We start from the raw sequence: 13,987 nt of genomic DNA, 5'->3' as shown, positions 1-13,987 counted from the left end.
GGGTGAGTCCTCGGAGGTTTGGTGAACACACTTGCGGCCACACGGAGGGGGAGGTGGCCATGTCGAACACGAAGAACACCGAAGAGTCACAGGATTCACAGGAATCTCAGGACTCCCGTGAGGGCCAGGACTCCCAGCAGGCCCGGACCTCACGCACGCCCCGTAAACGAACCGCACCCCGTAAGCGGCCCGAGAACGACAGCGACACGACCGAGAGCACCACGGAACGGAAGAAGCCGAAGCCCATGCAGGTGCTGCGCCAGGCGCGCGAGCAGCTCGCGGAGCTCACCGGCATGGAGGCCGAGTCCGTGTCGTCCTTCGAGCAGACCTCGGAGGGCTGGGCGCTGGAGGTCGAGGTCCTGGAGCTGGAGCGGGTGCCCGACACGATGAGCCTGATGGCGAGCTACCAGGTGGAGCTGGACCCCGACGGGGACCTCACCGGGTACCGGAGGGTCCGCCGCTACGAGCGCGGACGCGCCGACACGCGCAGGTCCGGCGGCTAGGCCGCCCCCCGCGCGCGATCACACGTACAGAGACCACACCCACCGACAACAAGGAGGAAGGGCCGGCATGACAGTAGTACCGGCACAGCAGTCCGGCGGTGGAGGCGGCAGCAGCGGCCTCTACGACGTGCTTGAGCTTGTTCTGGACAGGGGGCTCGTCATCGACGCATTCGTGCGCGTGTCCCTGGTCGGCATCGAGATCCTCAAGATCGACGTCCGTGTCGTCGTGGCGAGCGTCGACACCTATCTCCGGTTCGCGGAGGCGTGCAACCGGCTCGACCTCGAGGCCGGACCCCGCAAGAGCCCGGGGCTGCCCGAGATCGTCGGCGAGGTCACCGAGTCCGGTGCCCGCGGCAAGTCCAAGGGCGCCCTCTCCGGCGCCGCCGAGACCATCTCCGACGCCGTCAAGCAGGGGCGTGACGGAGAGACCGAGTCGCGGCCGCGGGCGCGTAAGAGCACGTCCCGCCGGAAGGAGGAGCAGGAGTGAGCACCTACGTCTACGGCATCACGGCGGCCTCGCACCCGACTCTGCCCGAGGGCATGGGCGGCGTCGGCGACCCGGCGCGTCCGGTGCGGGTGCTGACCCAGGGCGACCTCGCGGCGATCGTCAGCGACGCGCCGGAGGGACTGCGGCCCAAGCGCAGGGAACTGCTCGCCCACCAGAACGTGCTCAGTGAGATCGGCGCGGGCGGCTGCGTGCTGCCCATGCGCTTCGGCAGTGTCGCCCCGGACGACGAGTCCGTCACCGGCGTCCTCGCCGAGCGGGCCGACCACTACCTGGAGCGGCTGCGCGCCCTCGACGACCGCGTCGAGTACAACGTCAAGGCCAACCACGTGGAAGAGGCCGTCCTGCACCACGTCATGGCGCTCAACCCGGAGATCCGCGCCCTCGCGGAGGCCAACCGGCAGTCCAACGGCGGCAGTTACGACGACAAGATCCGCCTCGGCGAGATGGTCGCCGAAGCGGTCAAGGCCCGGGAGGCCGAGGACGGCGCCGCGCTGGAGAACGCGCTGCGGGGCATCGCCGACGCGGAGAGCGTGGGCCCCGAGTCCACGGGCTGGCTCGCCAACGTCTCGTACCTGGTCAAGCGTGAGACGGCGGAGGAGTTCCTGGCCGCGGTGGAGCAGGCCCGCACGGACATGCCCCACCTGGAAGTACGTCTGAACGGCCCGCTGCCCCCGTACAGCTTCGTCGAGCCCGGCCCCGCCGAGCCCGCGGGCACGGTGGCCGGCGGGACGGACACCGAAACGAGGTGACGTCATGGGCCTGATCTCGGAAGTGCTGCTGCTGCCGCTCGCCCCGGCGCGCGGCGGCGCCTGGGCCATCCGGCAGGTCCTGCAGGAAGCGGAACGCATCTACTACGACCCCGCGACCATCCGTGCCGAGCTGGCCCGGCTGGAGGAACTGCTGGAGGCCGGGGAGATCACCGAAGAGGAGTTCGACGAACAGGAGGACGCACTCCTGGACCGGCTGGAGATCGCTACGCGCACGGGCGCGGGTACTGGGGACGGGACGGCACAACGATGAATCGAACGGGAATGGGCCTCGCCATCGGGGCCGGATATCTCCTCGGACGGACCAAGAAGCTGAAAATGGCGCTGGCCGTCGGCGGGCTGGTGGCGGGCAAGAAACTCAACCTCAGCCCGAAGGCGGTCGCCGACCTGCTGCAGCAGCAGCTGCGCGACAACCCGCAGTTCAAGGAGCTGGGCGACCAGCTCCGCGGTGAGCTGCGCGGCGTCGGCAAGGCGGCCTCCGGCGCACTGGTCGAGCGGCAGATCAGCTCGCTCGCCGACCGGCTGCACGGCCGCACCGCCGAGGTGCGCGGCCAACTGGCCGGGGACAGTGCGGAGGACCGGGACGAGGAGGACGAGGACACAGAAACCTCCGAGGACCGCGACGCCGAGGACACGGACGACACCGTGGACGCCGAGGACACGGACGACGCCGACGACACGGACGACACCGAGGACGCCGAGGACACGGACGACGCCGAGGACTCCGACGGCCGGGGTGAGGAGCCGGACGCCGGGCGGAGTGGGCGGAAGGCGGCCGACAAGGCTCCGGCCCGCAAGTCCGCCCCGGCCAAGAAGGCGGCGCCGGCGAAGAAGGCCGCGTCCGGGCGGACCGCGCCCGCGAAGAAGACCGCCGCCAAGAAGACGGCCGGGAGGAAGAGCGCGTCCGCCTCCCGTGGCGGCGCCCGTTCCCGTAGCTCGAAGGGAGGCGGTGAGCGATGACCGAGACCGTGGGAAAGGCCACGTCCGCCGCGCGTGACGGTGCGGACGGCGCCACGAAGAACCCCCTGTCCGACATCGCCCACAGCGAGGCCGCGGACCGGCTCAAGAGCGAGGTCCAGGACTACCTCGCGGCCCAGGCCACCCGGCTGCTGAGCGGGGTCGGCCACAAGCTGGGCGAGACCACCGGCAAGCTCAACGACATCGCCGAGGGCAACAGCCCCGGGTTCGCCAAGCTCGCCACCGACGGCGGCAAGAAGCTCGCCGAGGGCAAGGGGCCGCTGCGCACCGCCGTGGAACTTGGCGCCACGCGCGCCAAGGACAACGTCAAGGGCGCCCTGCAGAACCTGGGCGGTGGCGGCGGCAAGGGCAAGCGCAAGAAGTCGTCCGGCAACAAGCCGACCGTCATCATGGAGTACATCGACGTCGGTGTGCCGCTGCGCACGGCGTACGACCAGTGGACGCAGTACCAGGACTTCAGCACCTTCGCCAAGGGCGTCAAGAGCGCCAACAAGTCCGACGACACCACCTCGGACTGGCAGGCGAAGATCTGGTGGTCCAGCCGCAGCTGGAAGGCGACGACCTCCGAGCAGGTCCCCGACCAGCGCATCTCGTGGTCCACGGAAGGCGCCAAGGGCACGATGAAGGGCGTCGTCTCCTTCCACCAGATCGCCGAGAACCTGACACGGGTCCTGCTGGTCATCGAGTACTACCCGTCGGGCTTCTTCGAGAAGACCGGCAACATCTGGCGCTCCCAGGGCCGCCGCGCCCGGCTCGACCTGAAGAACTTCGCCCGCTTCATCACGATCAAGGGCGAGGCCGAGGACAGCTGGCGGGGCGAGATCCGCGAGGGCGAGGTCGTCAAGACCCACGAGGACGCCGTGGCCGAGGAGGAAGAGGAACAGGGCGCCGAGGGCGAGCAGGAGGACTCCGAGTCCGAGGACCAGGAGGGCGAGCCCGACGCCGAGGCCGAGGACGCGTACGACGAGGAGGCCGACGAGGACGGCACCGAGCCCGAGGGCGCGTACGACGAGGAGGACGAGGAGGACGACGGCACCGAACCCGAGGACGCGTACGAGGACGAGGCCGGCGGCCCCGGGACCGACGACCCGTACGAGGACGAGGACGAGGAAGCCGCCGACGGCGAGGACGACGACGAGGAGGGCGTGCCCCCGGAGGAGGACTACGAGGACGAGGACGACGACGAGTACGAGGACGACGAGCCGGCCGAGGACGAGGCCGGGCAAGAGGAAACCGAGGGCCGGAGCCGCCGATGACCACCCCCAGCCGACTCCCCGACCCCTATGGCCAGGGCAGCAGCGCCAACCTTGCCGACATCCTGGAAAGGGTGCTGGACAAGGGCGTGGTGATCGCGGGCGACATCCGGATCAACCTGCTCGACATAGAACTGCTCACCATCAAGCTACGCCTCGTCGTCGCCTCCGTGGACAAGGCCAAGGAGATGGGGATCGACTGGTGGGAGTCCGACCCGGCGCTCTCCTCGGGCGCCCGGCGCGACGAACTCGCGCGTGAGAACGCAGAGTTGCGTGAGCGCCTGGCCCGTCTGGAGGAGCTGGCGCCGCGTCGCGGCGAGGGGCAGCTGGAGCAGCGCCGCGCCGAGGAGGAGACCAAGTGACCGGACTGCGCTACGTCTACGCGGTCTGCCGCCCCTTCGGCACACCGCTGCAGGCCCAGCTCACCGGGGTGGCCGGCGACCCGCCCCGGCTGGTGCCGCACCACGACCTGCTGGCCGTGGTCAGCCATGTGCCCGAGGAGGACTTCGCCGAGGAGGCGCTGCGCGCGCACCTGGAGGACCTCGACTGGCTGACCGCGGTCGCGCGGGCGCACCAGGGGGTGATCGACGCGCTCACCACCGTCACCACACCGCTGCCGCTGCGGCTCGGCACCGTGTTCCGCGACGACAGCGGCGTACGGTCGATGATCGAGGAGCGCGAGGAGAACTTCCTGCGGCGGCTGGACCGGCTCGAGGGCCGGGTCGAGTGGGGCGTCAAGGTCTTCCTGGAGCCGCGGGGTGAGCCGGAGCAGGCCTCCGCGCCCGAGCCGGCGGCGATGTCCGGACGGGACTACCTGCGCCGGCGCCGTCAGCAGACGCGGTCGCGGGAGGACCAGTGGCAGCAGGCCGAGACCTTCGCCACCCGGCTGCACGGCACGCTCGCCGAGTTCGCCGAGGACTCCCGGCTGCACGCGCCGCAGAACCCCACCCTGTCCGGCGCCCGCGGGCGCAACGTGCTGAACGCCGCCTACCTGGTGCCGCGGGCGGAGTCGGAACAGTTCGTGGAGCAGGTGGACCGGACGAAGGACGACGTCCCCGGACTCCGGGTGGAACTCACCGGGCCGTGGGCGGCCTACTCCTTCGCCGGTGAGGAGAACACCGGGGAGGAGGGCTCGTGACCGTCGTCGAACGGCGTGAGATCGCCCTGGTCGACCTGCTCGACCGGCTGCTGGCCGGAGGCGTGGTGATCACGGGCGACATCACACTGCGGATCGCGGACGTCGACCTGGTCCGCATCGACCTCAACGCGCTCATCAGCTCGGTGAACCAGCAGGTCCCCTCGCCCTTCGAGGAGTCCCCTTGACCGACGAACCGCGCCACCACGCGCCCGACGCGCCGCGCCACCGGGCGCCCGACGCGCCGCAGCCCTTCACCGTGTCCGACGTCGACGCGGACACCGTCGACGGGCGGTCCGCTCTGCCTCCGGAGACGTCCTTCGACGCGCGCCCGGAGCCGCGTGAACCGCACGCCAGTCGCCGCCGCCGGCTCGACCTGGAGCCGGACACGGTGGAGCGCGACCTGGTGAAACTGGTGCTGACCGTCGTGGAACTGCTGCGTCAGCTCATGGAACGACAGGCGGTGCGCCGCTTCGACGAGGGCGACCTCACCGAGGAGCAGGAGGAGCGGGTCGGACTGACCCTCATGCTCCTGGAGGACCGGATGGCCGAGCTGCGCAACCGCTACGGCCTGCGCCCCGAGGACCTCAACCTCGACCTCGGGCCGCTTGGCCCGCTGCTGCCCCGGGACTGAAGTCCCGGGGGCGGCCCGCCCCGTCCCGCCCGCCGGTCAGGCGTCCTTGCGGCAGAGGATCTCGCCGTGCAGCACGGCGAACCAGCCGTCGTCCCGGGCACCCCACTCCCGCCACGCGCCGGCCACCTGGGCCAGCCGTTCGTGGGTGGCGTGCCCGGCGTCGACGGCCCGTCCCGCGTACGCGGACGCCACCGTGCGGTCCGCCCACAGCCCGCTCCACCAGGCACGTTCCTCCGGCGTGGAGAAGGTCCAGGCGCTCGACGTCGCGGTGACGTCGGTGAGGCCCGCGGCCAGTGCCCACGCCTTGAGGCGCCGGCCCGCGTCCGGTTCGCCGCCGTTGGCCCGCGCCACCCGCCGGTACAGGTCCAGCCAGTCGTCCAGGCCCGGCGATGCGGGATACCAGGTCATCGCCGCGTAGTCCGCGTCCCGTACGGCGATGAACCCCCCGGGCTTCGTCACCCGGACCATCTCGCGCAGCGCGCGCACCGGGTCGCCCACGTGCTGGAGCACCTGGTGGGCGTGCACCACGCAGAACGTGTCGTCGGGGAAGTCCAGCGCGTGCACGTCGCCCACCGCGAAGCCGGCGTTCGTGACGCCCCGCTTCCCGGCCTCCGCCCGGGCACGCTCCAGGACGCCCGGCTCCCGGTCGAGACCGGTGACGTGCCCGTCGGGCACCAGCGCCGCCAGGTCGGCGGTGATGGTGCCGGGCCCGCAGCCGATGTCCAGGATCCGCATGTGCGGCTTCAGCGCTCCGAGGAGGTACGCGGCCGAGTTCGCGGCGGTGCGCCAGGTGTGCGAGCGAAGCACCGACTCGTGGTGCCCGTGCGTGTAGACGGCGGTCTCCCGTGCGTGCGGCATGACAGGCCCACCCCTTCCACTGTCGTAGGAGGACGTCCACGCTACGCCTGACGGCCGCATGATGAGATCCGGGTTTCATCATGCGGGACGGGTGTCGGGCCGGGACCGGCCGTGGGAAACCCGTTTGCCACCGGCCGCCGGCGCCCCGCAGAATCGCGCCCATGGGTCACCTGGAAGCCGCGCACATCGAGTACCACCTCCCCGACGGGAGGGCTCTCCTGGGCGACGTGTCGTTCCGGGTGGGGGAGGGCGCCGTCGTCGCCCTCGTGGGACCCAACGGCGCGGGCAAGACCACCCTCCTGCGCATCCTCTCCGGCGAGCTCACCCCGCACGGCGGGAACGTCGCCGTCAGCGGCGGCCTCGGCGTGATGCGCCAGTTCGTGGGCTCGGTACGGGACGAGACGACCGTGCGTGACCTGCTGGTGTCCGTGGCGCCGCCCCGCATCCGCGAGGCCGCCCGCGCCGTGGACGCCGCCGAGCACGCCATCATGACGGTCGACGACGAGGCCGCCCAGATGCGCTACGCGCAGGCGCTCGCCGACTGGGCCGAGGCCCAGGGGTACGAGGCCGAGACGCTGTGGGACATCTGCACCACGGCCGCCATGGGCGTCCCCTACGACAAGGCCCAGTGGCGCCAGGTCCGCACCCTCTCCGGCGGTGAACAGAAACGGCTGGTGCTGGAGGCGCTGCTGCGCGGCCCGGACGAGGTGCTGCTCCTCGACGAGCCGGACAACTACCTGGACGTGCCCGGCAAGCGCTGGCTTGAGGAGCGCCTCGCCGAGACCCGCAAGACGGTCCTGTTCGTCTCCCACGACCGCGAACTGCTCGCCGGGGCCGCCGAGAAGATCGTCTCCCTCGAACCGGGCCCCGCGGGCGCCGACGCCTGGGTGCACGGCGGCGGCTTCGCCACCTTCCACGAGGCCAGGCGTGAGCGCTTCGCCCGCTTCGAGGAACTGCGCCGCCGCTGGGACGAGAAGCACGCCCAGCTGAAGAAGCTGGTGCTGACCCTGCGCCAGGCCGCCGAGAACAGCCCGGACATGGCGTCCCGCTACCGTGCCGCCCAGACCCGGCTGCGCAAGTTCGAGGAGGCGGGCCCGCCGCCCGAGCCGCCGCGCGAGCAGGACATCCGGATGCGCCTCAAGGGCGGCCGTACCGGCGTCCGCGCCGTCACCTGCGAGCAGCTCGAACTGACCGGCCTGATGAAACCCTTCGACCTGGAAGTCTTCTACGGCGAGCGGGTCGCGGTGCTCGGTTCCAACGGCTCCGGCAAGTCGCACTTCCTGCGCCTGCTCGCGGGCGAGGACGTCGCGCACACCGGGGCCTGGCGGACCGGGGCGCGCGTGGTGCCCGGACACTTCGCGCAGACCCACGCCCACCCCGAACTGCTGGGCCGCACCCTGCTCGACATCCTGTGGACCGAGCACTCCCAGGACCGGGGCGCCGCGATGTCCCGGCTGCGCCGCTACGAGCTGACCCAGCAGGCCGAGCGCACCTTCGACCGGCTCTCCGGCGGACAGCAGGCCCGCTTCCAGATCCTGCTGCTGGAGCTGCAGGGCGTCACGGCCCTGCTCCTGGACGAGCCCACCGACAACCTGGACCTGGAATCGGCCGAAGCCCTCCAGGAAGGCCTGGAGGGCTTCGAGGGCACGGTCCTCGCCGTCACGCACGACCGCTGGTTCGCCCGCTCCTTCGACCGTTTCCTGGTCTTCGGCAGCGACGGCAGGGTCCGCGAGACACCCGAACCGGTCTGGGACGAACGCCGGGTGGAACGCGCGAGGTGACCCGCGGCGGGCGGGTCACCTCCAGCGCAGCAGCGCGCCCAGCCCGCCGACCGGAGCGTCGCCGCCCGCGTCCGGCGCCGCGGTCACCGAGAGGGCGGGCGCGTCCGTCGTCACGGCCGACCGGATCAGCGCGTCGTCCGCGCGTGCCGCCCAGGAGTTCTGCTCGCCGAGGATCTTGAGGTCGGTGCGCCGGACCGCCAGCTGGTCCGGGTCCTCGCCGATCCACACCTCGCGGTGCGCGTCCGGGCCGTCCGGCCGGATCAGCAGCTCCTCGATCCGGTGCTCCCGGGCCGCCTCCACCAGTGCCGGAACGCCCTCCACGGCGCCCGCGCGGCCCTCGTCGTCGGGACCGCGGGCGGCCAGGAACCGCTCCAGCTCGGCCGCCGCACGCTCGCGCACATGCCCGGCGCGGATCCGCTCCACGTCCTCGTCCAGCAGCCGGCTCCCGGCGCCGTGGGACGCCTCGGCGACCATGCCTCGCATCCGCTGCGGCAGCCGCTCGCGCACCGTCCGCCGCTCACGGTCGTCCCCGACCAGGATCGCCAGGTCGGCGCCGGTCTCCTCCTGACAGACGGCGAGCGCGTCGGCGATCTCCGCCGCGTTGTGCTCCCAGGTGTTCTCCACCCGCAGCTGGAAGTGGCGCACCGACCAGTCGCCCGTGCCGGTGCGGTGGAGGGGGTGCTGCTGCCCGGTGACCCCGCCGGCGCCCTCCCGCCCGAGCGCGCTGCGCAGCTCGAACTCGGCGCCCGCGCGGTCGACGTACGCGACGACACACACCGGGTCCTCCCCGGCCAGCTCCAGCAGCGGCGCGACCCGGGGCAGCGGGGCCCACTCGGCCCCGTCGCGCCGCGGGGGCCGGGCCAGCGACGGGTCCAGTACCACCTCGCCGTCCCGGGCGAACAGGGCGCGGCCGTGCGGTTCGCCGGAGTGCCGCAGCTCCTCCAGCGCCTGCCGCACCGCCGTGCAGGTCGCCTCGTCGGCGCCCTGGCCTGCCAGTTCCCGCGCCATCGCCTCGGCGGTGAGCCGGCGTTCGTGCGGGGTGTTCTCCGTGTGCCGGGAGGTGTCGACGTAGACGGAGGCCCAGGGGCCGGGACGTTCGTAGAGCGGGTTGAGGAATGCGAGGTCCATGGGTCCCTCCCGGTTGCCGTTCGGGGTGGTGCCTGTGCCGCCGGGCGGGTACCCGGGGGCCATGAACGCACACGACGAGCGGGGCACCACCATGACCGGAGTCGACCCGAACCGCCTGGACGACCAGCAGCTCATGAAGGAGCTGGAGACCATCCACCGCACGCGTCACGACACGCTGCTGTACGGCTCCAACGACGCGCTGCGCGCCCACAACGAGCGGATGGCCCAGCTGGAGGGCGAGTACCTGCGGCGCTACCCGACCCGCCCGGTCGCCCCGGGCCGGACCCGCGAGGGGGCCCGCGAGCGCGGCGCCGCGGACTCCGCGACGCCGACCGCCTCGGGCACCTGAACGCGAAACGGGAGTCCCGCGCGGGACTCCCGTTTTCTCCCGCCGCCCGGGCGGCGACCGCCCGCCTAGGCGGAGCGCTCCGCCGTGAAGACCTCCAGGAAGGTCTCGCAGAAGGCCTTCAGGTCGTCCGGCTTGCGGCTGGTGACCAGCTTGTTCGAGCCGTGGTCGCAGACCTTGACCTGCTCGTCGACCCAGGTCGCGCCCGCGTTGCGGAGGTCCGTCCGCAGGCTCGGCCAACTGGTCAGCACGCGGCCCCGCACGACGTCGGCCTCGATGAGGGTCCACGGCGCGTGGCAGATCGCGGCCACCGGCCGGCCCTGCTCGAAGAAGTCACGGACGAACGCGACGGCCTTGTCGTCCGTCCGCAGGAAGTCCGGGTTGGCGACCCCGCCGGGCAGCACCAGCCCGTCGAAGGAGTCCGCCGACGCGTCGCCGACGACCTCCTGCACGGGGAAGGTGTCCGCCTTGTCGAGGTGGTTGAACCCCTGGACCTCCCCGGACTGCGTCGACACGAGGACGGGCTCGTGCCCGGCCTCCTCGGCCGCCTTCCAGGGCTCGGTCAGCTCGACCTGTTCGACGCCCTCGGGTGCGGTCAGAAATGCGATGCGCATGATGGCGCTACGTCCCTTCGTTCGGTTCGTCAGTCGGTTGTTCGGTCGGTCGGTCGGTCGGTTCGTCGTTCAGTTGCTGTCGTCGGGCTCCGCGCGGCTGATGTCGGCGAGCGCCGACCCCGGATCCCGGGCCTCGGCCAGGTCGCCGAGTGTCACCAGGCCGACGGGCAGACCGCCCTCCACCACGGGGATCCGCCGCACCGCGTGCTCCCGCATCAGCGCGACGGCCGAGGACACCGGGTCGTCCGGGGCGAGGGTCAGCGGGTCCGGCGTGCACACCGACTCCACGCTCACCCCGAACGGGTCCCGGCCCTCGGCGACCGCCCGTACGGTGATGTCCCGGTCGGTGATCACGCCCACGACGCGCTGTCCGTCGGCCACCACCACGTCGCCGATGTTCTGGCCGCGCATCAGCCGTGCCGCCTCGACGACCGAGGCGTCCGGCCGTACGGCGACCACCCCGGGGGTCATCACGTCCTTCACGTACCGGGCCATGGTCAGCAGGCCTCCCTGTGCCGGACGGTCACGCCGTCTCCGTCTCCCGGGACCGGGTCAGCGCCTCGGCCAGCTCCTGGACACCGGTGTACCGGTCCTTGCGCGGCAGCCGCTCCAGCGCTTCGACGAGCGCGTCGGGGGCGTGCCGCCGGTCCAGGGCACGCATGAGTTCACGGGGACCCGCGGGGAACACCCCACGGCCCAGGATCCGGGCCAGTTCCAGTCGCGTCGACTCCAGCGACGTCGGACCGCGGCCCGGTGTCACGGGGCCGCGCGCGACCTCGGGGTCGTCGTCGGCGACGGGCTCCGGGTCGTGCCACTCCTCGGTGCGGGTCGGGTGCCCCGACCGCAGCAGGCCCTGCAGTTCGTGCTTCATCTCGTCGTCACGGTGGACGCTCAGCCGGTCACTGCCTCGCTGCATGTCTCCCTCCAGGTCCTTCGGGGGTGCCGACCGCGTACCCGAGGAGCGCGGGCCGACACCGGTACAAGGGCCGCGATCCGGGACGGATCCGAGCCGGACCGGAGTCGTCCTCCGAACGGCGGTCCGGGTCCCGACCGTGGGGAACCGGGCGGGGCCGGAGCGGGACCGGCCGACGTCCGCGTATCGCCGGGGTTTGGCGCAGGGACGCCGGGAGACCCGGAGCGCACGCCCCCCACGCGGCTTCCGGAAGGACCGGCCATGGCGGTGCTCGCCCTGCTCGTCCCGTCCCTCATGCTCGGCGTGATCCTGATGCTGGGCCGCTACGAGGACTTCGTCCTGCCACCCCGGGAGGCCGATCCCGAACCACGTGAGTCCCCCGCGGGACGTTTGCGCGGCTGACGCGGGGGCAGGCGGTCTTGAAGTGCTTCGGACAGGAGGCACGTCCGTGGTGGCGGAAACCCCCGCCGCGGCGCCCCTGTCCCCGGCGGGTGCGTCCGCCACGGTGACGGTCCGTCCCCGAGCACCTCCGAGGGAGCTGCGACGCACCATGCGCACCCGAACCGGCGCCAAGGCGCATCCCCACGACGACGCACCCGACACAGCTGCGGCCTTCCTCAGGCTCGCCGCACTGCCCGAAGGACCCGAGCGCGACGTGCTGCGGGACGAGATCGTGGAGGCCTGGCTGCCCATGGCGCACCGCCTCGCCGGACGGTTCCGCAGCCGCGGCGAGAGCTACGACGACCTGCGCCAGGTCGCCGCCCTGGGCCTGCTCAAGGCCGTCGACCGGTACGACCCCGAGCTGGGCAACGCCTTCGAGAGCTACGCCGTGCCCACCGTCACCGGCGAGATCAAGCGGCACTTCCGCGACCACATGTGGACCCTGCACGTGCCGCGCCGCGTCCAGGAGCTGCGCAACCGCGTCCGGCACGCCGCCCAGGACCTCTCCCAGACCGTCCAGGGCCGCGCCCCCACCGTGAGCGAGATCGCCGAGCACGCCGGACTGACCGAGGACGAGGTGCGCACCGGACAGGCGGCCTCGGAGAGCTTCAGCGCGCTGTCCCTCGACGCCGAGTTGCCCGGCAGCGACGACGGCTACTCCCTGAGCGACGCCCTGGGCGGTCCCGACCCGGCGCTGGACACCGTGGTCGACCGCCAGGCGGTCAAGGACCGGCTGGCCGAGCTGCCGGAGCGTGAGCGGGCGATCCTGTACATGCGCTTCTTCGACGACATGACCCAGAACAGCATCGCCCAGGAGCTGGGCCTGTCCCAGATGCACGTCTCCCGGCTGATCACCCGCAGCTGCGGCCGGGTGCGGGAGCAGGTCATGGGCGACATGGGCGACACCGACGAGGAGTGACCTCCCTTCACCCGCACGGGCGCGTCCGGTCCCGCCAATGGTGTCCGGCCGCGCGCGGGCCGGAGGCGGGCGGGCTGTGATGGCACCGGGACGACCGACGCGTCCCAGCCGCCGCTCGAAGGAGCCCGCACCATGCGCCGCACCGCCCGTGCCCTGTCCGTCGCCGCCGTCGCCGGCACCGTCCTCGGCGCGCTCGCACCGGCCGCGTCCGCCGGGACGGCCCCGGGCAGCGCCGGCGCGTGGGGGACCGCCCCGCCCTCGCCGTGCGCGTCGCCGACCGGCGGGCACAGCCGGCCGGGGCACCCGTCATGGAGCGCGGCGCCGAGCCCCGTGAAACCGGGCGCGCACGAAGCCGAGGAGTACGAGGCGGAGACCCTCGTGGAGGAGTTCACCGAGGCAGACCTCTACGGCGCGACATCCCTCGACGCCTCCGAGGGCCTCGCGCCCGAGGAGGCCGGGGAGGCGGACCCGCTCGCGCCCGAGTCGGCGGCGGAGCCGCCCGCGGCCCCCGACACCGCCTGGGAGGAGCTGATCCCCGACGCCGACGCCGAGGAGCGCGCCGGGGCCCCGGGCGCGGAAGGCGCACCCGGAGCACCCGGAGCGGCGGGTACGGCGGCGGACCCCGGTGCCGCGAACCCGTACGCCGCGGATCCGTACGCGGCCGACCCCTACACCGCCGACCCGTACGCGGCGGACCCCGCGACCATGGACCACAAGGCCCCTCCCCGCACGGCCGTGGACCCCGAGGCCACCGGCCCCGGGGCGGCCCCGCTCCGGACCACCCCGCCGAAGCCCACCCCGTCGCCCACGCACAAGCCCACCTCCTCGCCGAAGCCCACGGCGACGCACGGCACCCCTTGCCCGTCGCCGACCGCTCACCAGGGCGTCCAGGCCGGCCGGGGCGGTGCCTTCACCGACTCGGTGCCCGCCCAGGTCGCGGGCGGTCTGCTGATGGCGGGCGCGATCGGCGCCGCCGCGCACCGCGTGCTGCGCAGGCGCACCGGCGGAACGCATGCCTGACCCCCGGCTCGGCGCCCGGTCCCTCGGTCCCGCCGCCCTGCCCCGTGGCCCCGCACGCCGTGCCGCGCGGCGCGCGATCCGGCACCGTGCTCATGACGGGCCGATCACGGGGTACTGAGTTCGCCGAGGGCGGCACGAGCGGACGCCGGGACACGGCACCGGGGCACCAGAAACTGCGCGGAGGTAGGG

Annotated in this window: 20 protein-coding genes; 15 read left to right on the top strand and 5 right to left on the bottom strand. The window is 72.9% G+C overall.

Annotation, left to right across the window (positions count from 1 at the left end; genetic code table 11):
- Window positions 1-59: 59 nt before the first annotated feature.
- The 10 genes from B100_RS35325 (at window position 60) to B100_RS33755 (ending at window position 5,778) form a co-directional block, all read left to right on the top strand.
- Entirely contained in the window at window positions 60-503 is a 444-nt protein-coding gene (locus tag B100_RS35325; RefSeq protein ID WP_024883848.1) for a gas vesicle protein GvpO, read from the top strand.
- Between the two features lie 67 nt (window positions 504-570).
- Window positions 571-990, top strand: coding sequence for a gas vesicle structural protein GvpA (locus B100_RS0107635; protein ID WP_024883847.1), 420 nt, complete (start codon window positions 571-573; stop codon window positions 988-990).
- Entirely contained in the window at window positions 987-1,760 is a 774-nt protein-coding gene (locus B100_RS0107630; protein WP_024883846.1) for a GvpL/GvpF family gas vesicle protein, read from the top strand. The genes B100_RS0107635 and B100_RS0107630 overlap by 4 nt, the downstream gene beginning before the upstream one ends.
- Window positions 1,761-1,764: 4 nt before the next feature.
- The gene (locus tag B100_RS0107625; protein WP_024883845.1) at window positions 1,765-2,031 is read left to right on the top strand and encodes a gas vesicle protein GvpG; all 267 of its coding nucleotides are present in this window, start codon (window positions 1,765-1,767) and stop codon (window positions 2,029-2,031) included.
- On the top strand, window positions 2,028-2,738 hold the full coding sequence (locus B100_RS0107620) for a hypothetical protein (protein WP_024883844.1): 711 nt from the start codon (window positions 2,028-2,030) through the stop codon (window positions 2,736-2,738). The genes B100_RS0107625 and B100_RS0107620 overlap by 4 nt, the downstream gene beginning before the upstream one ends.
- Complete coding sequence (locus B100_RS0107615; protein ID WP_024883843.1) at window positions 2,735-4,012, top strand: SRPBCC family protein; 1,278 nt, start codon at window positions 2,735-2,737, stop codon at window positions 4,010-4,012. Before B100_RS0107620 ends, B100_RS0107615 begins: the two co-directional genes overlap by 4 nt.
- Window positions 4,009-4,371, top strand: coding sequence for a gas vesicle protein (locus B100_RS0107610; protein ID WP_024883842.1), 363 nt, complete (start codon window positions 4,009-4,011; stop codon window positions 4,369-4,371). The genes B100_RS0107615 and B100_RS0107610 overlap by 4 nt, the downstream gene beginning before the upstream one ends.
- A complete protein-coding gene (locus B100_RS0107605) occupies window positions 4,368-5,147 on the top strand; it encodes a GvpL/GvpF family gas vesicle protein (protein WP_024883841.1) in 780 nt (259 codons plus the stop codon). The genes B100_RS0107610 and B100_RS0107605 overlap by 4 nt, the downstream gene beginning before the upstream one ends.
- Complete coding sequence (locus B100_RS0107600) at window positions 5,144-5,332, top strand: gas vesicle protein (RefSeq protein WP_024883840.1); 189 nt, start codon at window positions 5,144-5,146, stop codon at window positions 5,330-5,332. The genes B100_RS0107605 and B100_RS0107600 overlap by 4 nt, the downstream gene beginning before the upstream one ends.
- 113 nt (window positions 5,333-5,445) lie before the next feature.
- The gene (locus tag B100_RS33755) at window positions 5,446-5,778 is read left to right on the top strand and encodes a gas vesicle protein K (RefSeq protein ID WP_051489951.1); all 333 of its coding nucleotides are present in this window, start codon (window positions 5,446-5,448) and stop codon (window positions 5,776-5,778) included.
- Window positions 5,779-5,814: 36 nt separating this feature from the next.
- Here the strand turns inward: B100_RS33755 and B100_RS0107590 are convergent, their stop codons facing one another.
- A complete protein-coding gene (locus B100_RS0107590) occupies window positions 5,815-6,636 on the bottom strand; it encodes a class I SAM-dependent methyltransferase (RefSeq protein ID WP_024883838.1) in 822 nt (273 codons plus the stop codon).
- Between the two features lie 161 nt (window positions 6,637-6,797).
- Between B100_RS0107590 and B100_RS0107585 the strand changes: the two genes are divergently transcribed.
- Complete coding sequence (locus B100_RS0107585; protein ID WP_024883837.1) at window positions 6,798-8,417, top strand: ATP-binding cassette domain-containing protein; 1,620 nt, start codon at window positions 6,798-6,800, stop codon at window positions 8,415-8,417.
- Between the two features lie 15 nt (window positions 8,418-8,432).
- Here the strand turns inward: B100_RS0107585 and B100_RS0107580 are convergent, their stop codons facing one another.
- Window positions 8,433-9,545: a baeRF2 domain-containing protein gene (locus B100_RS0107580; protein WP_024883836.1), complete on the bottom strand. Its 1,113-nt coding sequence runs from the start codon at window positions 9,543-9,545 to the stop codon at window positions 8,433-8,435.
- 61 nt (window positions 9,546-9,606) lie between these two features.
- Here B100_RS0107580 and B100_RS0107575 point away from each other — a divergent pair, with 61 nt between their 5' ends.
- Complete coding sequence (locus B100_RS0107575; protein ID WP_024883835.1) at window positions 9,607-9,894, top strand: DUF6158 family protein; 288 nt, start codon at window positions 9,607-9,609, stop codon at window positions 9,892-9,894.
- Window positions 9,895-9,959: 65 nt separating this feature from the next.
- On the opposite strand, the gene B100_RS0107570 is transcribed toward B100_RS0107575, so the two are convergent.
- The 3 genes from B100_RS0107570 to B100_RS0107560 all read right to left on the bottom strand — a co-directional run bounded on the left by B100_RS0107570 (window position 9,960) and on the right by B100_RS0107560 (window position 11,421).
- A complete protein-coding gene (locus tag B100_RS0107570; RefSeq protein ID WP_024883834.1) occupies window positions 9,960-10,505 on the bottom strand; it encodes a type 1 glutamine amidotransferase domain-containing protein in 546 nt (181 codons plus the stop codon).
- A gap of 69 nt (window positions 10,506-10,574) precedes the next feature.
- On the bottom strand, window positions 10,575-11,000 hold the full coding sequence (locus tag B100_RS0107565; protein ID WP_024883833.1) for a CBS domain-containing protein: 426 nt from the start codon (window positions 10,998-11,000) through the stop codon (window positions 10,575-10,577).
- A gap of 28 nt (window positions 11,001-11,028) precedes the next feature.
- Window positions 11,029-11,421: a DUF2795 domain-containing protein gene (locus B100_RS0107560; RefSeq protein WP_024883832.1), complete on the bottom strand. Its 393-nt coding sequence runs from the start codon at window positions 11,419-11,421 to the stop codon at window positions 11,029-11,031.
- A gap of 258 nt (window positions 11,422-11,679) precedes the next feature.
- On the opposite strand from B100_RS0107560, the gene B100_RS37210 reads away from it, so the two are divergent.
- The 3 genes from B100_RS37210 (at window position 11,680) to B100_RS0107545 (ending at window position 13,798) form a co-directional block, all read left to right on the top strand.
- The gene (locus B100_RS37210; RefSeq protein WP_199785221.1) at window positions 11,680-11,820 is read left to right on the top strand and encodes a hypothetical protein; all 141 of its coding nucleotides are present in this window, start codon (window positions 11,680-11,682) and stop codon (window positions 11,818-11,820) included.
- A 148-nt stretch (window positions 11,821-11,968) separates the two neighbouring features.
- A complete protein-coding gene (locus B100_RS0107550) occupies window positions 11,969-12,778 on the top strand; it encodes an RNA polymerase sigma factor SigF (RefSeq protein WP_024883831.1) in 810 nt (269 codons plus the stop codon).
- Window positions 12,779-12,910: 132 nt separating this feature from the next.
- Window positions 12,911-13,798, top strand: coding sequence for a hypothetical protein (locus B100_RS0107545; protein WP_024883830.1), 888 nt, complete (start codon window positions 12,911-12,913; stop codon window positions 13,796-13,798).
- Window positions 13,799-13,987 lie beyond the last annotated feature (189 nt).

The organism is Streptomyces sp. CNH189 (assembly GCF_000527195.1).
Note: the sequence above shows the minus strand (reverse complement) of the source record. Positions and strands in the feature narration are given on the sequence as shown.